The organism is Pseudazoarcus sp. NS36 (genome assembly GCF_059703705.1).
The window spans coordinates 58,670-78,275 of sequence record NZ_BAAKJA010000006.1 but is presented as its reverse complement, the minus strand read 5'-3'; the positions used below and the strand labels follow the sequence as shown (position 1 = coordinate 78,275).

Below are 19,606 nucleotides of genomic sequence, written 5' to 3'. Positions count from 1 at the left end.
GCAGAATGAACCGGCGACAATCGTCGGCGGTCAATTCACCAGCACCGCATGCGCTCACACTGCGCAATGGCGAGTCCGAACAGCGAATGAACATGAAGATCATCCCCATCCGCGCTGAGCTGACAAACACCCTGCCTGAAGTCGAAGGCAGCATCCCCGCGTCCGGGCCGCTCGCCGACCGCATGGGGCGGGAAGTGCGCGACCTGCGCATCTCGGTGACCGACCGCTGCAACTTCCGCTGCACCTACTGCATGCCGCGCGAGGTGTTCGACAAGGATTACCAGTTCCTGCCGCGCAACGACCTGCTCAGCTTCGAAGAGATCGAGCGCGTCGCACGCGTGTTTGCCGACCGCGGCGTGCGCAAGCTGCGCATCACCGGCGGCGAACCGCTGCTGCGCAAGAACGTCGATGAACTGATCGAACGCCTCGCGCGCATCCCCGATGTCGAGATCACGCTTACCACCAACGGCGTGCTGCTGCCGAAGATGGCGCAGCGCCTGAAGGACGCCGGCCTGCATCGCGTCACGGTCAGCCTCGATTCGCTCGATGACCCGACCTTCCGCCGCATGAACGACGCCGACTTCCCGGTGCAATCCGTGCTCGAAGGCATCGCGGCCGCGGCCGACGTCGGACTCGGCCCGATCAAGGTCAACATGGTCGTCAAGCGCGGCGAGAACGACGGCGGCGTAGTCGACATGGCGCGCCACTTCCGCGGCAGCGGCCACATCGTGCGCTTCATCGAATTCATGGACGTGGGCAGCTCGAACGGCTGGGACATGGCGGCGGTCATGCCCTCGCGTGAGATCGTCGAGCGCATCTCGGCGGTCTTCCCGCTCGAAGCGGCCGACCCCAACTACACCGGCGAAGTGGCCGAGCGCTGGCGCTACGCCGACGGCTCGGGCGAAATCGGCGTCATCTCTTCGGTGACGCAGGCCTTCTGCTCCACCTGTACGCGCATCCGCCTGAGCACCGAAGGCAAGCTGTTCACCTGTCTGTTCGCCCAATCCGGCCACGACCTGCGCGCGCTGCTGCGCGGTGGTGCATCGGACGCCGATCTCGACAACGCGATTGCCCGCGTTTGGCTGGCGCGTACGGACCGCTACTCCGAGATCCGCACGGCCAACACCGCCAAACAGCGCAAGATCGAGATGTCGTACATCGGCGGCTGAGGCTCTACTTCCCGTCTTCCGCCGGCGGCAGCTCATCGAGCTGCGTCGATTCGATCTTCTCGAAATGCGCCGTGATCTTGCGTGAGCTGACCTGCACGTCCTGAACGTCGCGGTTGGCCTGGTCGATGTGGCGGGCAAGCGCGTTCATGCGTTCGTCGAAGCGGTGGAAATCCTTGGCCAGCTTGCCCAGCGCGTCTTTGATGATGTGGATGTGTTTGCGTGTCTCCACATCTTTGAGCACCGCGCGCGCGGTGTTGAGCACCGCCATCAGCGTGGTCGGCGAGACCACCCACACGCGACGCTCCATCGCATAGGCGATGAGTTCGGGGTGCCAGGCGTGGATCTCGGCGAACACCGCTTCGGCCGGCACAAACATCACTGCACCGTCCGAAGTCACCCCCTGCTCGATGTATTTCGTGGCAATCGCGTCGATGTGTCGCTTCACGTCGCCGCGGAAGGCCGCCTGCGCCAGTTTGCGGTCGAGCTCGGAGGACTCCAGGTCGAGCATGCGGCGGTAGTTTTCCAGCGGGAACTTGGCGTCCACACACACCATGCCGGTCGGCTCGGGCAGGCGTAGCGCGCAGTCTACGCGCGTGCCGTTGGGCAAGGTGTGCTGGAAGCTGTAGCTATCCGGCGGCAACAGGTTGCGCACCAGACCTTCGAGCTGGACTTCGCCGAAGGCGCCACGTGCGCGCTTGTCGCCGAGCAGGTCCTGCAGGCTGACGACGCTGGTGGTGAGGCCGTCGATCTTCTTCTGCGCCTCGTCGATGGTGGCGAGCCGTTCCATGACGTTAAGGAAGGTCTCGTTGGTCTTGCGAAAACCCTCGTCGAGCCGCTGGTTCACATGGCCGGCGATGGATTCCAGGCGTTCATCGAGCGTGCGCGACACGCCGGACAGCCCGCCCTGCAGTAGCTCGCGGTCGGCCCGCGCCTGCTCGGCAAGGCGTGTGAGCACTTGCTCCAGCAGTTCGGCGCGCAGGCGTTCATGCGCCGAGGCCGAGGCACCGGCCGCTTCGGCGAAACGCTGAGCGGACTGCTCGCGCTGTTCGGCCAGTCGCCCCTGCATGGCGGAATCGAAGGCGTGGAAGGCCTCGCGCATCGCGCGCAGTTCGCGCTCCAGGCTCTCGCGCGTGCGCTCGGAACCCGCATCGGCACGCTGCCCCAGACGTTCCAGAGCGGCGTACCAGTGGTCTGAGGCCTCGTCGAAACGCGCCTCGACCGACTCGCCCATCACCTGCGCCAGCCGGCGTTCGCCGCCCAGCAAGCGCAGCACCACCCATGCCAGTACCAGCAACACTGCTGCCAGCGCACCCAGCGTAAGTTCCGGCGCGTACTCGCGCATCCATTCAAATCCCTGCATCAGCATGCGGCCTGTCGTTGCGATGCAGGGATTGTACTCAGCGCGGCATCATGCGCACCTGATCCCCTTCGCCCAGCGGGCGCGGCTCGCCCAGCAGATAGCCCTGCGCATAGTCCAGCCCCAGTTCGACGAGGCGGTTCATGACGCTCTCGGTCTCGACGAACTCGGCGATGGTCTGCAGGCCCATGGTGTGACCGATGGTGTTGATGGCCTGCACCATCGCCATGTCGATGGGGTCGTTCTCGATGTCCTTGATGAAGCTGCCGTCGATCTTCAGGAAATCCACCGGAAGCGTTTTCAGATAGGCGAAGGACGACAGCCCGCAGCCGAAGTCATCGAGCGAGAACGCGCAGCCAAGCTGCTTCACCTCGCGGATGAAATGCACGACCTTCGACAGGTTGGCCACCGCGGCCGTCTCGGTGATCTCGAAGCAGATCGAACCGTGCGGCAGGCCGGACTGTTCGAGCGTGGTGCGCAGCGTCTGGCGGAAGCGCTCGTCAGACAACGAAGCACCCGACAGGTTGATGCAATACACCCCGTCCAGCCGCCCGTGACGGCGATAGCGGTCGCCCAGCCAAGCCAGGGTGTTATTGACCACCCACTGGTCGATGCGCGGCATCAGGTTGTAGCGCTCCGCGGCAGGCAGAAAGGCGCCGGGCTGGATGATCTTGCCGTTCTCCTCGAGCCGCACCAGGATCTCGAAGTGCATGCGGTTGCGGTCCGGCGCGTTGAGCGGAACGATGGGCTGCACATACAGACGCAAACGGTCCTGATCGAGCGCGGCCTGCAGACGCGTGACCCATTGCATCTGGCCGTGCTGTTCGAGCAGGCGGTCATCATCGGGCTGGTACAGATGCACGCGGTTGCGCCCGCCCTCCTTCGCCGCGTAGCAGGCGGCATCGGCCGATGACAGCACGGCGCCCAGATCGCTCTCGTGACTTTCGAGCTCAACCACGCCGATCGACACGCCGATGGAGAACACCTTGCTCTCCCATGCAAAACGGAATTCGGCGATGGCCTCGCGGAAGGTCTCGGCCAGTTCCAGCGCCCGCTCGCGTGGGCAGCTCTGCAGGATCAGCCCGAACTCATCGCCACCGAGCCGCGCCAGCACGTCGGAAGCGCGCAGATGAGTGCGCAGCAGCGCCGTGACCTGGCGCAGCAACTCGTCCCCGGCCACGTGACCGCAAGTGTCGTTGACGACCTTGAACTGGTCGAGATCCAGGTAGCACAGGTAGTGCGTCTGCCCTTGCTCGAACGGCCGCCCCAGCAGTTCGGACAACCTGCGCTCGAACTCGCGGCGGTTGGGCACGCCGGTCAGCGCGTCGTGACTGGCCTGATGTGACAGCTCACGCGCGAGGTTCAGCGTGACGGTGACATCGTGGAACACCAGCACCGCTCCGATCAGGAAGCCGTCACGCGAGCGGATCGGCGCAGCGGTGTCGAGTACCGGCACGTTCTCGCCATCCCGCCGACGCAGCAGCGCATGCTCCAGCCGCGGCATGACCTGGCCGCGATGCAGCGCCGTGCGCACGGGGTTCTCGATCACGGCACCGCTTTTCTCGTCGACGAGCCGGTAGATCATGCTCACCGGATTACCGCGCGCCTCGTGCGCCCGCCACCCGGTCAGGCGCTCGGCCACCGGGTTCATGTACTGCACGCAGCCACTCTCATCCGTAGTGATCACGCCGTCACCGATCGACGCCAGCGTGACCTGGGCGAGATCGCGCTCCTTGTGCAGTTGCGACTCCACCTGCTTGCGCTCGCTGATGTCGCGCACCATGCCGGTCAGTTGTGCCACCTGGCCGACACGGTTCTCGCTGATCGAGACCTCGAGCACGCGACGCTCACGCGGCGCGCCAAAGCGCAGCTCGAGTTTTTCTCCCGGTACGAACAGGCGCTCCAGCCGCGACTGGGGCGTGCCGCCCTCGGGCGACACAAGACGCTGCACCGGCTGCCCGATGACACCGGAGGCGGCTACGCCGAAGAGCTTCTCGGCCCCCGGATTGAGACTGGTCAGCACGCCTTCGCGGGTGAAGGTGATGATGCCGTCGCGCACATCGCGGATCACCGCGCGCGTCTGTTCGGTGGCCTCTTCAAGCGCGCCGATCACGCGGTTGTAGGCCGAGGCAATCTGGCCGACCTCGGTGAAGGGCTCGACCGGCACGCGGCTGGTCAGCCGGCCGGTCTGGCTGTGCTCTTCCATGGTTTCCATCAACTGCACGAGTTCGGTACGGGCACCGTGCTCGGACACGTTGAGGCCCAGGCGCTCGTCCTCGGGGCTGACCCGCAGCGGGCGAAAGCGTCCCAGGGCGCGCAGCACCAACCAGGCAATGCCGAAAGACCACAGACCGCAGGCGAGCACGCCCAGCGCCTGCACGCCCAGTTGATCAAAACGAGACAGGCCGGTGCCGATCAAGGACAGATCGCCGAACAAGGCCACGCACAGCGTGCCCCACGCGCCGGCGGCCAGGTGGGCGGGAATGGCGCTCACGGCGTCGTCGATACGCCGCGCCAGCAACCATTCGTTGGCAATGACCATGATGACGCTGCCGATGGCGCCGATCACGATGGCTTCCAGACCGCTCACAACGTGCGCGCAGGCGGTGATCGACACCAGACCGGCGAGTGCACCGTTGAGCGCGTACATCACCTCGCAGTAGCCGTGCAGCTTCCAGCCGATCAGGATGCCCGCAAGAATGCCGGCCGCGGCCGCCAGCGCGGTATGCGCCAGGATGGACGGCACGGCGTCGGTGAAGGCCAGCGTGCTGCCACCGTTGAAACCGAACCAGCCGAAGAACAGCAGCAGTCCGCCGAGCATGGCCACCGGCAGGTTGCCGGCCGGAATCACGCGCGCCGGCTCGCCCGGCACGAAACGCCCTTCGCGCGGGCCGAGAATCATCACCGCAGCCAGTGCCACCCAGCCGCCGGTGCTATGCACCACCGTAGAACCGGCAAAATCGACAAAGCCCATCGAGGCCAGCCAACCGGCCCCTCCATCGCCAATCACCCCGCCCCAGGCCCAGTGGCCGAACACCGGGTAGATCAGCCCGGCCACCACCGCGGACACCACGATGTAGGCCGGAAAGTGCATGCGCTCGGCCACCGCACCGGACACGATGGTGGCAGCCGTGGCGCAGAACATCATCTGGAACAGCACGAAGGCCATCATCCAGGTCGAGGTACCGGCCTCGCCGTTCATCGCGAAATGGCCCGTTCCGAACAAGCCGCTGACGCTGTCGCCGAACATCAGCCCGAAGCCGAACAGCCAGAACAGGATCGACGCCACCGCAAAGTCGGCGATGTTCTTGACCGCCACGTTGATGGCGTTCTTGGCGCGCGTCAGTCCGGATTCGAGGCACAGGAAGCCGCCCTGCATCACGAACACCAGAGCGGCACACACCAACATCCACAAGATATCCAGCGACTCGTTTTGCGTCATCGCGTCCTCAGCACGCAGTCCCGGCTGCCGGCCGGGGCGGATTGCAAGGCATTGCCACGGGTGCAACACCACGGGCAAGCTCAAGGAGGATTAGCAAGCCACATGCCACCACGCTGGAGGCCGCCAGAGGCCCAATTGCGGGGGATAGCGACCATACAGCGAGCATCGCAGGGAGCGCGACGCACCATTGCAGTGCGTCGCGTGATCAGTTTTCGAGAGTGTCCGCCGGACCAGCTGCGATGGCGAGCATGGCCTCGACATCCACCTCGTCAATCTGAGCGGCGTCGAGAAAGCGTTCGGCGTAGCGGAGGTAGATACCGGAATCGAGAAAGAGCCGGAACAGATCGGGGTCGAGGTGCTGCCCGGCCACCATGCGCGCCATGATGACCACCGACTCCGACAGGGTCTTGGGCGCCTTGTACGGCCGGTCGGCCGCGGTGAGCGCCTCGAACACGTCGGCCACCGCCATGGTGCGCGCCAGCACGCTCATGTCTTCGCGTTTCAGGCGTCGCGGATAACCGCGGCCGTCCATGCGCTCGTGATGGCCTGCCGCAATCTCCGGCACTCCGGCCAGATGCTGCGGGAACGGCAGGCGCGTGAGCATCATGATGGTCTGGATCATGTGGTGATTGATGATGTAGCGGTCTTCGGGTGTCAGCGTGCCGCGGCGGATTGTGAGGTTGTGAAGTTCGCCCCGGTCGTACTTGTAGTGCGGCACGTCCATCGAGAAGCCCCAGGGGTTGTCCGCCCCGAAGCACTCACCGTCAGGCCGCCCGATACGGTGCCAGGGCTGGTCGGCCAGCAGCGGCTCCTCGGCCGGCACGGGCACATGAGGATACGGCGCGCGCAACAAGCTCTCGTCGCGCGAGATGCCACGACGGTCATCCAGCGTGCGCGTCCAGGTGCGGGCGCCGATGCGGCGCAGCCGTTCGATATCGGCGTCACCCATGGTTTCTCCGCCGAGGTTGCAATCGGCGACAAAGGCAAACTCTGCATCGAGCTCTTCCAGCGTGTGTTCAAGCTGCGCGGCCACAGCTTGCGCGTCTTCACCGGCCAGCCGCGCTTCCAGCGCCGCAATGCGGGCGTCGCGCTTGAGCAGCTCGAAGCGCATGCGGATCTCGTGAATGCGGTCGTGGATGCCTTCGAGTTTGGTGGCCTTGTCGACCACGTATTCGGGCGTGGTGATCTTGCCGCAGTCGTGCAGCCAGGCGCCGATGTGCAAGGCCTCGCGATCACTGTCGCTCATGCGGAAATCACGCCAGAGGTCGGCCTCGCTGGCATGTGCCGCTTCGGCCAGCATCTTGGCGAGCTCCGGCACGCGCTGGCAATGTCCGCCGGTATAAGGGCTTTTGGCGTCGATGGCGGCCGCAATGAGTTGGATGAAGGATTCGAGCAGGTGCTTCTGCGCGTCGATCAGTTCACGTGTCTCGATGGCCACCGCCGCGGTCGCCGACAGCGCCTCGATGAAGCCCACGCGCGAATCGCGTCGCGGCCCGTCACGACCGACCCGAGCCGGCAGCCACACCACAACGGCGCCGACCAGCGCGCCCTCACGCGTAATCAGCGGCACTGCCACGCGCAGGCTGTCGCCTTCGGACTGCATGCGTGTGATGCGTCGCTCCAGCGCATCGGCAACCAGACCGCCCGAACCGGCCTCGATCTCACCAGGCAATGCTGCGTCGATGTGCGCGTCACCGCGCAGACGCACCCGCACGACGCGCGAATCTTCCTGCACCCGATAGATCGCCCCGCCTTCGGCACGCGAGTTTTCGATGACGGTCCCAAGAATGGTCTCGAGCAGGGCTTCAACATCGCGCTCCAAACCGAGCGCTACGCTGGTATCGAGAAAATCCGACAGGGTCGTGCGCATGCGGTCGATACCCAGCGACAGGCGGTCGATCTCCCGGATATGTGAGCGCAGCAAGGGCCGCTGCGCAAAATCAAAGGCCGCGATGGCGCGCGCCTCCTCGGCCAGACGGCGCAGCGAAACCACCGAACGCTGCGTCAGCCACAAACCGAAAGGCACGCTGACGGCAAAAATCAGCAAGGCGATCAGGACCTGCTGAGTGGCGATGCCGCGCGCCTCGGCAAACATTTCGTCCTCGGGAATCGCCAGCAGCGCCATGAGTTCGAGCGAGCCGACCGGCTTGAGCGGGGTGCGCACCAGATGCCAGTCGCGGCTGCCGGCATGATCGGCGTGACCAGTCAGCGCATCGCCCTCCAGCCGAAAGGCATCGGCCAGCAGCGGACGGGAGAGTTCGTCGACATGCGCCAAGCGGAAGGTGTCACCGCCGTCCGGAATCAGCATTGCCACCGGATCGTGATGCGCCACTACGGTGCCCGTCGTGTCGACGATGGCCAACTCGCTCGACGCCGTCATGCGCAAATCGTTGATCTGGGCCGCGAGATTGGCGAACTCCGCATCCAGCCCGATGACAGCCTTGCCCTCGGCCGCGCGCCGCGCGAGCGTCACGCCCGGCACGCGCGTCGTGAAGAACAGATAGGGCTCGGTCAACACCGTTTCGGTGGTCCCCGATGCGCTCACAAACCAGGGGCGGTCACGCGGATCAAAGCGGTAGTCGGGCAAGGCCCGGTGCTCCAGCAAATGCCCGTCCGGCCCGTAGAAGCGGTATTCCCCGGCCGGGCCGGCATTGCCTTGCGTGATGGTCTGCACCAGCAGATCGGCGCCGGACGGCGCATTGAAGCGTGCGGACAGCCCGGCCACTCCAAGTGGCCGGAAGAGCACGAAGTCGCCATCCGGATAGCCGGCATACACGGCCTGCACGATGGAGTTGCCGCGCAGCACCGCACGCGCCAGCGGCTGCTGGGCCAGCCGCTCGTCGAGCGTGCGGGCACGCGCAAGTTCGCTGAAGGAGAGCAGCCGCAACTGATTGTCGGCCGGCTCGAAGATGCGCCCGATACGCTCATCGAGCAGCAATGCGCCCTGTTCGATGGCTTCATTGGTTGCGGTGGCCAGCGAATGCTGGGCACCTCGGTAGGCGCTGAAGGCCAGCGCCCCGACAATGCAGACCACCAGCACGATGACACCACAGGCCACGGCCACATTGAGCGGAACATGGATGCGATAAGGCTTGATGCTGCGCGACGCCACTGTCATTGCTCACCTCGCCAGTGCTCAGACTGCCGTGCTGCGGGAATGACGTCAGACTACTCCGGATTGTTGCACTCGCACCAGTCGGAAATGCGCTTCCTGCTTCAAATAGCAGCCCGCAGACTGGCCAGTGGGGGGCGATGCAACAATCCGCGCGTACCAAGCCATCCGCCAAGCATCACTCCGAGGCCTCCGCATGCCGTGGCGATGATCACCGCAGCCATGTCCGGTGCGTACTCCATACGGAAGACAAACTGCGCCAGACTCCAGCCGATCATGCTCGCTGCTGCACCGGCCAGCACGCCAGCCACCCCGCCCAGCACCGCGAATTCGGCAACCATGGCCTGCATCAGCTGCTTGTTGCGGGCGCCGAGCGTGCGCAGCACAGCCAGCTCGTGGTCGCGCTCGTCATGCGTCGATTGCAGCGCGGCGTACAGCACCACCAGGCCAGCCAGCAGCGCGAAGCCGAACACGAACTGCACGATCAGCACCAGCTTGCCGGTAATCTCCTCGACCTGGGCCAGCACCGCGGCCACATCGATCACCGACAGGTTGGGAAAGGCATTGACCAGACTGGCCGTGAAGGCATGGGCATCAGCCTCCGACAGATGGAAGGCGCTGACCAGACTGGTGGGGTCGCCATCGAGCATGCCGTCGGCAGCGATCACGAAGAAATTGACGCGCATCGAATCCCAGTCGAGCTTGCGCACACTGGTGATCGGCCCCTCGACCAGCCGCCCGGCGATGTCGTAGCGCAGCACGTCGCCCAGCTTCAGCCCGAGAGTGCGCATCAGCCCCTGCTCGACCGACCATTGCGGCGCGTCCGCATCGCCATGCCAGCGCCCCTCGGTGATCGAGATGCCATCGGCCAGCCGGCTGCCCTGACTGAGGTTGAACTCGCGCGTGACCAGGCGCTGTGCGCGATCATCTGCATAGGTGTCGGGATCAACCGCCTCGCCATTGATCGCCACCAGTCGGCCGCGAATCATCGGCAGAATTTCCGGTGCTTCCAGCCCGGCTTCGACAAAATGCTGCGCCACCGCGGCCCGCTGGTCGGGCTGAATATTGATGACGAAGCGATTAGGTGCGTCCGCCGGCGTCTTCTGTTGCCAGTTCTCGACCAGATCACCGCGTACCAGCGTCAGCAACAGCAGCGCCGCAATGCCCAAGCCCAGCGCAGTGACCTGGATCACGCTGGCCGCCATGCGCCGATTCAGCGCCGCCAGCCCGTAACGCCAGCCGCCGCCGGCCAGACCGCCGCTGCCACGCAGCCGGCCCAGCAGGCGCAGTACGCCCCATGCAGCCAGTGCAAAGACACCCAGCGCCAGCGCAAAACCCGCCGCCACAAAAGCGCCCAGTCGCAGATCACCGGCAATCCAGAAGATCAGCCCGAGCAACACCGCCGCACCGGCCAGCCAGGCCGAGCCGCTGGCCGGCTCCAGCCCGCCCAGTTCGCGGCGCAGCACGCGCAGGGTCGGCACGCGGCGCAGACGCAGCAACTGCGGCAGCACGAAACCCACCAGCAAGGCCATGCCCACCGCAATGCCGTGAGCCAAAGGCAGCATCGACGGTGCCGGCAGCCGCAGTTGCATCAGCGAGGCCAGCAGCCCGCCCAGCGTGGCCTGCACCAGCCAGCCGAGCGCAGCACCAACGCAAGCAGCCAGCGCGCCAAACAGCACGAACTCGCCGACGAAGATGAGCAGCACGCGTGATTGCCGCGCGCCAAGGCAACGCATGACGGCGCAGGCATCGAGATGGCGACGCATGAAGCGGCGCGCCGACAAGCCCACCGCCACCGCCGCGAGGATGACCGCCAGCAGCGCCGCCAGGCGCAGGAAGCGCTGTGCCTGATCGAGCGCGGAACGCACTTCAGGGCGCGCATTTTCGATGGTTTCGAGTTTCTGGCCACGCCCCAGACGTGGCGTGGCCCAGGCCTCGAAGGCATCCACGGCTGCCGGGTCGCCCGCCACGTGCAGGCGGTAGGTGGCGCGGCTGCCGGTGACGATCAGGCCGCTGTCCTCGAGGTCCGCCAGATTGAAGATCACGCGCGGCAGCAGGCTGAAGAAGTTGGCGCCGCGGTCGGACTCGAAGCTGACCATGCCGGCAAGCCGGAATTCGAGCATGCCGAGCCCGACCAGATCACCGGTCTGCACGCCCAGACTCGCGTACATGCGTTCGTCCAGCCACAGCTCGCCGCGCGCCGGAATGCCCTCGGCCACTGCATCGGGCTGATTCGGCCCCGGCGCCACACGCACCGCGCCGCGCAGCGGATAGCCTTCGCCGACGACCTTGACGCCGGCCAGTTCGGCCGCTTCCGCGGTGCTGGCCATGCTGGTGAACAACACGGTTTCGGTCAGTGCTAGCCCGCGTGAGCGCGCCTCTTCACGCACCTCGTCGCCCCAGGGCTGATCGGCTGCGAGCAACAGATCGCCGCCGAGCAGCTGGTTGGCCTCACGATCCAGCCCGTGAGCCACGCGATCGGCCAGAAAACCGACGCTGGTGAGGCTGGCCACGGCGATGACGATGGCCAACCCGAGCAGATGCAACTCGCCCGCTCGCAGGTCGCGCAGCATCATGCGGAGGGCCAGTCGCAAGGTATTCATGGAGGCTTACGACCGGGCCGGACGGGAACGGTTCAAGTTGCCGCCGCGAGCAGGCGGCGAGCCAGCTCCACCCAGTAGGCGGCGCCGACCGGGATCAGATCGTCGTTGAAGTCGTAGCGCGGGTTATGCAGCAGGCAACCGCCCTCGCCCGGCCCGTTGCCGAGCCACACGTAGCAGCCGGGCTTCTCGCGCAGGAAGAAGGCGAAATCCTCGGAACCCATGCTCGGACGCATGGCCGTGGTGACCTGGTCCGCGCCCACCAGCGCGCGCGCCACGTCAGCGCACAGCGCAGCCTCGTCCGAGGTATTGACGGTAGCCGGGTAGCCGGCGCGGTAATGCAGCGCGATCTTCACGCCATGCGCCGCACCGATACCATCGCAGATCTCCTGCATGCGGCGGCGCACGGTCTCACGCACTTCCTCGCGGAACGTGCGCACCGTGCCAGCCATCTCGACGCGATCCGGGATCACGTTCTGCGCCTTGCCGGCCTGGAAGATGGTAGTTGACACCACGGCTGCGTCGAGCGGATCGACGGTACGCGCGGCAATGGTCTGGAAGGCCTGCACCACGGCAGCCGCGGCAACCACAGGATCGACCCCCAGATGCGGCATCGCGGCGTGGCAGCCGATGCCCGTGACTTCGATGTCGAAGCGGTCGGCCGCGGCCATCACCGGCCCGTCATGCACGGCGAAGTGGCCGGCTTCCATGCCGGGCCAGTTGTGCAGGCCGAAGATGGCGTCCATCGGGAAACGGTCGAAGATGCCGTCGTCGATCATGGCCTTGGCACCGGCCATGCCCTCCTCGGCCGGCTGGAAAACGAAATACACCGTGCCATCGAAATCCGGATGCTTCGCCAGCGCTTCGGCGGCAGCCAGCAACATGGTGGTGTGGCCGTCATGGCCGCAGGCGTGCATGCAGCCGTCGTGGGTAGAGCGGTGGGCGAACTCGTTGTGCTCCTGCATCGGCAGCGCGTCCATGTCGGCACGCAGGCCGATGGCGCGGGCGCCGCTGCCGGCGCGCAATACGCCAACTACACCGGTACCCCCGATGCCACGATGCGTCTCGATGCCCAGCGCTTCCAGATGCCGTGCCACCAGATCCGCGGTGCGGTGCTCGGCATAGGCCAGCTCGGGGTGGGCGTGAATGTCCTGGCGGATTTGCGCATAGCGAGGCTGATCGCCGCGCAGCGCTTCGATGACTGTCATGGGAACCTCCGGAAAACGATGAAACGGCGGCCCTGGCTGCTGGCCGCCTGCCGCAGCGCAGAGCGCCTTACGGCTTGCCCGCGCGGGCGGCGATGGCGTCGCGCACCATCCCGGCAATGACCGTGTGCCCGTTCTCCTCGGCCCAGGTCACGGCGGTATAGCCGCGATCACTCTCACGCTTGAGATCGGCGTCGGTTTCGAGCAGGCGACGCACGACCTCGATGTGGCCGTTACGCGCGGCGAACATCAAGGCCGTGCCGCCATTCGGGGCCTCTGCGTCGACGTTGGAGCCGGCGCGAACAAGCAGATCGACAACGTCTGCATGCCCCTCGAAAGCGGCGTACATGAGTGCCGTCCAGCCTTCGTGATCGACCTCGACACCGGCATCGAGCAGGCGCAGCACGATGTCGTAATTGCCGCGCAAGGCGGCCAGCATCAAGGCCGAATCGCCCGCTTCGTTGCGGTACGAGATGCGCGCGCCACGGGTGACCAGCAGCTCGACCACGGCCGGGTGGTTTTCGCGCGCGGCGATGATGAGCAAGCTGTTGTTGAAGGCATCCACGGTATCGGGGTCGATGCCACGATCGAGCAGATTGGAGAGCTGGCTGACCCGGCCCAGGCGGGCGGCGTCGAGCGAATCCTCGTAACTGCCGGCCAGCGCGCCGGTGCTGCCGAGCAGCAGACTGGCAGCCAGCAGAAGACCAAAACGTTTAGGACTGAAGCGGTTCTGCATGTCTGAAAAGCCTGAAAAAGTTGTCGCGGGTTGCATTGGCAATGCAGTCGACCGAATCGTCGCGCAAACGTGCGATCTCTTCGGCAACATGCACCACCCAGGCGGGCTCGTTGGTGCGTCCGCGGTGCGGCACGGGCGCGAGATACGGTGAATCGGTTTCGATCAGCATGCGATCGAGCGGCACCATGCGCGCCACTTCCTTCAATTCAACCGCGTTCTTGAAGGTGACGATGCCGGAAAACGAAATATAGAAGCCAAGATCAAGCGCTGCTGCGGCCACCTCGCGCGTTTCGGTGAAACAGTGCATCACGCCGCCCACTTCGTCGGCGCGCTCTTCGCGCATCAGCCGCAAGGTGTCGGCAGCCGACGAACGGGTGTGAATCACCAGCGGCTTGCCGGTCTCACGCGCAGCCCGGATGTGAGTGCGGAAGCGCTCGCGCTGCCACTCGGGCTCATCCTTGTGCCAGTGGTAATCGAGTCCGGTCTCGCCGATGGCGACGATCTTGGGATGATCGGCCAGCGCCACCAAACGAGCCACGTCCGGCTCGTCCACATCGAGGTTGTCGGGGTGCACGCCAACCGTGGCGTAAAACCCCTCGTGGCGCTCGGCAACGGCCAGCACGCGCGGAAAGTTTTCCAGCGTGACCGAGATGCACAGCGCCTGTCGAACGTCGTTGGCACGCATCGCCGCAACGATGTCGTCCTCGCGCTCGGCAAGCTCGGGAAAATCCAGATGGCAGTGGGAATCAACAAACATCGGCAACCGCCGGGAAAAGAAAACTCAGAGGGTATGCGTCGGGCGGTTAGTGCCCACCAGACCGGCCAGCACCGTCTCGATGCGGCTGCGCAGCCCTTTGCCTGCTTCGTCACCGGCAAAGTGCAGACCAACGCCCTGGGTCTTGCCGCCCTGGGCGCCGCCCGGCGTGACCCAGGCAACGGTGGCCGCGACCGCATGCTTGGTCGGGTCATCCATCAACTGAAGCAAGACGAAGACCTCGTCGCCGATCTTGTAGCTCTTCGGTGTCGGCACAAAGATGCCGCCGTTCACGAAGAACGGGATGTAGGCCGCGTACAGCGCCGACTTCGAGTTGATGTTCATCGACAGGACGCTGGGGCGTGCGCCCCCGGGAATTGCCGGTTCGCTCATGACCTTGCTCCGCTCACGACGCGCGCATAGCGCAATAGCATGTCTTCGAGCATCAGCCGCAGATTCAGCGGATGCTGCGCGACCCTTCGGATACGCGCGAAATCATTGTAACAGCTTGACGCACCGGCGATACCGGCCTGCCCGGCGAGCCTTTGCAGCAGCGACATCTGCGCGGGAAAGAAGCGCGCGCCGCCGCCCAGCGCAACGGCCGCCAGATCGCTGACCCAACGCTGCATCCAGTCGGTGAGCACAACCACATCAAAACCTGCCGACGCAGCTTCCTTGCTGCGCAGCCAGTTCTCCCACTGCCCGGCCAGCGTCAGCGGATCGGACTCGGGCAGGCGCGAGACATCGCGCACGAAGCGCGCCAGCATGTCGCCCGCGCCCTTGTCGGCCAGCCGCTCGGCCGCCAGCGGCAGCCCGCCGGTGACCGCCAGCAGGGCCGCATCGGCGCCGCGTGCGGCCACCAGTTCGGCCGGCGGTCGGGCGAAAGACCACTGCTGACAGCGGCTGCGGATGGTCGGCAGCAGCCGGCGCGGCGCCGACGACACCAGGATCAGCACGCAGCCTGCCGGCGGCTCTTCGAGCAATTTGAGTAGCGCGTTGGCCGTGAAGCCGTTCATGGCCTCGGCCGGGTCGACGATGACCACACGGCGCGAGCTCTGGTGGCCGGTAACGGTCAGCGCCTCCTGCACGTCGCGGATCTGGTCGATGACGATCTGCGAGGATTTGCGGCCCTTGGCGTCGGGCTCGGCGTCCGCATCGGCACCGGCATCCGCCGGTTCTACGCGCATCAGATCGGGGTGGTTGCCGGACAACCGCAACGCGCAGCCGGCGCATTCGCCGCAAGCTTCGCCATCGGCACGCGGCGCGCGACACAGCAGGCGGGCCGCCAGCGCCTCGGCCAGATCTCGCTTGCCCACGCCCGGCGGGCCGACAAACAGCAGCGCATGCGGCAGGCGCTCGCCCAGCGCGAGCAGGCGCTGCCAGGTATCCACGAGCCAGGCGTGAATCACAACAAGCGCTCCGCCACGACGGCCTCGACCTCGGCGCGGATGGCCTCCGGCGCGCGATCGGCGGAGATCACGCAGACACGCTGCGGCGCGATCTGCGCACGCGCCAGATAGGCGTTGCGCACGCGCTCGAAGAAATCGCGTTGCTCACGCTCGAAGCGGTCGGGTGCCGCGCCGGTGGCGGCCACACGCGCCGCGGCCACTGCGGGATCGAGGTCGAACACCAGCGTCAGATCAGGCTGCAGGCCGGGGTGCACCCAGGCTTCCAGGGCGGCGAATTTGGCCGCATCCAGGCCGCGCCCGCCCACCTGGTAGGCGTAGGTCGCGTCCGAGAAGCGGTCGCACACCACCCAGCGCCCTGCCGCCAGCGCCGGCAGGATGCGGGCAGCCAGGTGCTCGCGCCGCGCCGCGAACATCAGCATGGCTTCGGTTTCCAGATGCATGGGCTCGTGCAGCAGCAGTTCGCGCAGGCGCTCGCCCAGCGGTGTGCCGCCGGGCTCGCGACTCTGTTCAACCTCAATGCCGCGCGCCTGCAGCAGCGCCACGACTGCGGCGATCTGCGTGCTCTTGCCCGCGCCGTCGATGCCTTCGAAGGTGATGAAACGTCCGCGCGCGTCCGATGCACTCACTGCCCGATCCCCCGGATATGGATGTTCACTGCCCGATTGTGCTCGGTCAGCGTACGCGAGAACTGGCTGCTGCCATCCCCCCGCGCAACGAAATAGAAATACTCGGATGATTCGGGCCGCACCGCCGCCATCAACGACGCCCGCCCCGGCATCGCGATCGGCGTCGGCGGCAGGCCGCTACGGGTATAGGTGTTGTACTCGTGGTCGGTATCGAGGTGGCGGCGGCGCAAGCGTCCCTCGAAGGCCTCGCCGTAGCCGTAGATCACGGTCGGATCGGTCTGCAGCCGCATGCCGATGCGCAGCCGGTTGGCAAACACCGAAGCGACCAGCCCGCGTTCGTCGGGCCGACCGGTTTCCTTCTCGATGATCGACGCCAGAATCAGCGCCTCGTAGGGAGACTCCAGCGGCAGATCGGGATCACGCGCGGCCCATGCATCGGCCAGATGCCGCTGCATGGCCGCATAGGCCATGCGCAACACCGAACTGGACGTCGAGAAGCGCGGAAAACGGTAGGTATCCGGGAAGAACAGGCCTTCCGGGTGCGCCTCATCAATCCCGGCCGCCTGAAGCAGTTCGGCTTCGGTCATGCCGCGGGTGTCGGGCCGGACCCACTCATGGGATTCGAGTGCCGCACGGAACTGCCGGAAATTCCAGCCTTCGATCAGGCGCACTTCGGCGTGAGCGACTTCGCCACGATGGAGCCGATCGACCACCTCAAGCGCCGACATGCCCGACGTGACCTCATACCCGCCGGCAACAATGCGCCCAGCCTTGCCCGTGAGTCGCGCGATCCAGTACAGCGCATCGAGCGAGACCGGCACACCTGCAGCATGCGCCGCACGCGCGGCCTGGCGCATGGTGAAGCCGCGCTCGACCTCGAAATTGACCGGCGCCGACAGCGTCAGCGGACGCTGCGCATACCACCCGCCGGCCGCAACAAGAGCAGCGACGACGATCGACACGCACAGGAGAATTCGCAGCAGCAAGGTCTTCATCGGATCGGAAACAGGTCTGAGGGACGGCAAACATGGCGCTTTGCAGCGGCCCGTATAATACTGCATCGACGTTGCCACTCCCCCGACCGAGCCATGACCCAACCCTGGAACGAATTCCTCGCCGAAGAAGGCGCCCAGACCACCGAACTTGCCGTGCACTTCCCGGCCGTCCCGGTCGACCCTGCCGGCTGCCACGCCGTGCCCTTGAGGCATCTGGCCTGCATCGGCAGCCGCGGCGCGGACACCTCCGAGTTCCTGCACAACCTGCTGTCGAACGACGTCAAGCACCTGGCCGCCGACGGCGCCGCCTGGAACAGCCTCAACACGCCCAAGGGCCGCATGCTGGCAAGCCTGTTGATGCATCGCGACCTGGACGGCTACGGCATCGTGCTGTCGGCCGACATCGCGCCCGCCATCCTCAAGCGCCTGTCGATGTACGTGCTGCGCAGCAAGGTCAAGCTGACGCTCGACGATGTCGCGCTGATCGGCCTGTGCGGCGCGCAGACCGCCGAGGTGCTGACCGCCGCCGGCATTGCCGTGCCGGCCGAGGCCATGCGCCAGAGCATTGCCGACGGCGTGCGCTGCATCCGCATCCAGGGCGACAACTACGTGCTGATCGCCGATGCCGAGCACGCCCCTGCGCTGTGGCTGCGCCTGCGCGATGCCGGCGCCCGGCCCGCCGGAACCGACCAGTGGCAACTCGCCATGATCCACGCCGGCCTGCCGCTGATCACCGCGGCCACGCAGGAGGAGTTCGTGCCGCAGATGCTCAACTTCGAGCTGATCGGCGGCGTGAGCTTCAACAAGGGCTGCTATCCGGGGCAGGAAATCGTCGCCCGCACGCAGTACCTCGGCAAACTGAAGAAGCGCATGTATCGCGTGCACGTGCCATCCGGCCCGGCGCCGGACGCGGGGGAAGACCTCTACACCCCCGGCTTCGGAGATCAATCCGCCGGCAAGCTGGTCAACATTGCGCCTGCAGCGCAAGGCGGCTTCGAAGCGCTGGCCGTGCTGCAGATCAGCTGCGCAGAGGCTGGCGAAGCCCGGCTGGGCGGACCGGACGGGCCGCAGATCAGCTTCCTGCCGCTGCCCTACGCGCTGACATGAGCTTTACGGCGCCTTCATCGGTGATCGAGCTGTATATCTATTACCGCGTGGACGACGTCGACGCCGCCGTCGAGCGCGCCCACGCCATGCAGCAGACGCTGGCCACCCGCAGCGGCATCCGCGGCCGTCTGCTGCAGCGGCGCGACGACGCAAACACCCTGATGGAAATCTATACCGGCGTCACCGACGCTCCCGCCTTTGAGGCCGCACTGGAGGCGGCCGTTGCAAGCTGCGGACTGGACGCACTGGTCCAGCGCGGAACTGCACGCCACGTGGAACGCTTTACATGTGTCTGATCGTCGTCGGCTGGCATACCCACCCGGACTACCCGCTAATCGTTGCGGCCAACCGCGACGAACATTTCGAGCGCCCGACCGCGCCTGCGCACCGATGGGAGGACGAGCCCAAGCTGCTCGCCGGGCGCGACCTGACCAGCCTCGGAACCTGGCTGGGCGCGACACGTGACGGGCGTTTCGCAGCACTGACCAACTACCGCAACCCCGCGCTGCAACGCTCGCACGGCCCCTCCCGCGGCGCGCTGGTGCGCGAGGCGCTGACCGGCATCGCGCAGACGCGCTCGGTACTGAGCCACGTTTCCAGCGTGGCTTCGCACTACACCGACTTCAACCTGTTCGTAAGCGACGGGCGCAGCCTGGGCATCCATGAGAGCGCAGCAGGCCGCAGCCGCATCCTCGACCCCGGCGTATATGCGCTGTCCAATCATCTGCTCGACACGCCCTGGCCCAAGGTCGAACTGGCGCGCCAGCGTTTCATCGCCGCACTGGACGGCCCGCAGACCGACGACGCCTTTCTGGATCTGTTGCTCGACAAGCAGCCCGCGCCGGACCCGAAACTGCCCTCCACCGGCCTGAGCCTGGAGTGGGAACGGCTGATGTCACCCGTGTTCGTGCGGGCGCCCGGCTACGGCACGCGTAGCTCTACCTTGCTGTTCGTGCGGCGCGACGGGGCGGCACGGTTGCGTGAACTGACCTGGAATGAAGAGGCCGAACTGGCCGGCGAGGTCAGCCATGACTTTCACATGACGCTGCCGCCGCAGGACGAGGACTGAAGCGCTCCGGCGCCCCACATCCGCC

15 protein-coding genes are annotated in these 19,606 nt (G+C 66.3%); 4 read left to right on the top strand and 11 right to left on the bottom strand.

Going from position 1 to position 19,606, the window contains the following annotated elements; all coding sequences use genetic code 11:
* Positions 1-92: 92 nt before the first annotated feature.
* The gene (moaA, locus tag AC6H0R_RS10610; protein ID WP_497581342.1) at positions 93-1,169 is read left to right on the top strand and encodes a GTP 3',8-cyclase MoaA; all 1,077 of its coding nucleotides are present in this window, start codon (positions 93-95) and stop codon (positions 1,167-1,169) included.
* A gap of 4 nt (positions 1,170-1,173) precedes the next feature.
* On the opposite strand, the gene AC6H0R_RS10605 is transcribed toward moaA, so the two are convergent.
* The 11 genes from AC6H0R_RS10605 to mltG form a co-directional block, all read right to left on the bottom strand.
* Positions 1,174-2,535 (bottom strand): DNA recombination protein RmuC, encoded by a 1,362-nt coding sequence (locus tag AC6H0R_RS10605; protein WP_497581341.1) that lies wholly within the window; start codon positions 2,533-2,535, stop codon positions 1,174-1,176.
* A gap of 31 nt (positions 2,536-2,566) precedes the next feature.
* Entirely contained in the window at positions 2,567-5,968 is a 3,402-nt protein-coding gene (gene amt / locus AC6H0R_RS10600) for an ammonium transporter (protein WP_497581340.1), read from the bottom strand.
* Positions 5,969-6,173: 205 nt separating this feature from the next.
* Positions 6,174-9,086 (bottom strand): HD domain-containing phosphohydrolase, encoded by a 2,913-nt coding sequence (locus AC6H0R_RS10595; RefSeq protein ID WP_497581339.1) that lies wholly within the window; start codon positions 9,084-9,086, stop codon positions 6,174-6,176.
* A gap of 98 nt (positions 9,087-9,184) precedes the next feature.
* The gene (locus AC6H0R_RS10590) at positions 9,185-11,683 is read right to left on the bottom strand and encodes an ABC transporter permease (protein ID WP_497581337.1); all 2,499 of its coding nucleotides are present in this window, start codon (positions 11,681-11,683) and stop codon (positions 9,185-9,187) included.
* 32 nt (positions 11,684-11,715) lie between these two features.
* On the bottom strand, positions 11,716-12,888 hold the full coding sequence (locus AC6H0R_RS10585) for a M20 aminoacylase family protein (protein WP_497581336.1): 1,173 nt from the start codon (positions 12,886-12,888) through the stop codon (positions 11,716-11,718).
* A gap of 67 nt (positions 12,889-12,955) precedes the next feature.
* Positions 12,956-13,621 (bottom strand): ankyrin repeat domain-containing protein, encoded by a 666-nt coding sequence (locus AC6H0R_RS10580; RefSeq protein WP_497581335.1) that lies wholly within the window; start codon positions 13,619-13,621, stop codon positions 12,956-12,958.
* Positions 13,599-14,378: a TatD family hydrolase gene (locus tag AC6H0R_RS10575; RefSeq protein ID WP_497581334.1), complete on the bottom strand. Its 780-nt coding sequence runs from the start codon at positions 14,376-14,378 to the stop codon at positions 13,599-13,601. The genes AC6H0R_RS10580 and AC6H0R_RS10575 overlap by 23 nt, the downstream gene beginning before the upstream one ends.
* A 24-nt stretch (positions 14,379-14,402) precedes the next feature.
* Entirely contained in the window at positions 14,403-14,768 is a 366-nt protein-coding gene (locus tag AC6H0R_RS10570) for a PilZ domain-containing protein (RefSeq protein WP_497581333.1), read from the bottom strand.
* Positions 14,765-15,784 (bottom strand): DNA polymerase III subunit delta', encoded by a 1,020-nt coding sequence (holB, locus tag AC6H0R_RS10565; RefSeq protein WP_497581332.1) that lies wholly within the window; start codon positions 15,782-15,784, stop codon positions 14,765-14,767. Before holB ends, AC6H0R_RS10570 begins: the two co-directional genes overlap by 4 nt.
* Positions 15,781-16,410 (bottom strand): dTMP kinase, encoded by a 630-nt coding sequence (gene tmk / locus AC6H0R_RS10560; protein WP_497581331.1) that lies wholly within the window; start codon positions 16,408-16,410, stop codon positions 15,781-15,783. Before tmk ends, holB begins: the two co-directional genes overlap by 4 nt.
* A complete protein-coding gene (gene mltG, locus AC6H0R_RS10555) occupies positions 16,407-17,405 on the bottom strand; it encodes an endolytic transglycosylase MltG (RefSeq protein WP_497581330.1) in 999 nt (332 codons plus the stop codon). Before mltG ends, tmk begins: the two co-directional genes overlap by 4 nt.
* 93 nt (positions 17,406-17,498) lie before the next feature.
* Between mltG and ygfZ the strand changes: the two genes are divergently transcribed.
* The 3 genes from ygfZ to AC6H0R_RS10540 are packed head-to-tail and all read left to right on the top strand — an operon-like array spanning position 17,499 to position 19,581.
* Entirely contained in the window at positions 17,499-18,512 is a 1,014-nt protein-coding gene (gene ygfZ / locus AC6H0R_RS10550) for a CAF17-like 4Fe-4S cluster assembly/insertion protein YgfZ (RefSeq protein WP_497581329.1), read from the top strand.
* The gene (locus AC6H0R_RS10545) at positions 18,509-18,808 is read left to right on the top strand and encodes a DUF4936 family protein (RefSeq protein WP_497581328.1); all 300 of its coding nucleotides are present in this window, start codon (positions 18,509-18,511) and stop codon (positions 18,806-18,808) included. Before ygfZ ends, AC6H0R_RS10545 begins: the two co-directional genes overlap by 4 nt.
* Entirely contained in the window at positions 18,799-19,581 is a 783-nt protein-coding gene (locus AC6H0R_RS10540) for an NRDE family protein (protein WP_497581327.1), read from the top strand. The genes AC6H0R_RS10545 and AC6H0R_RS10540 overlap by 10 nt, the downstream gene beginning before the upstream one ends.
* Positions 19,582-19,606 lie beyond the last annotated feature (25 nt).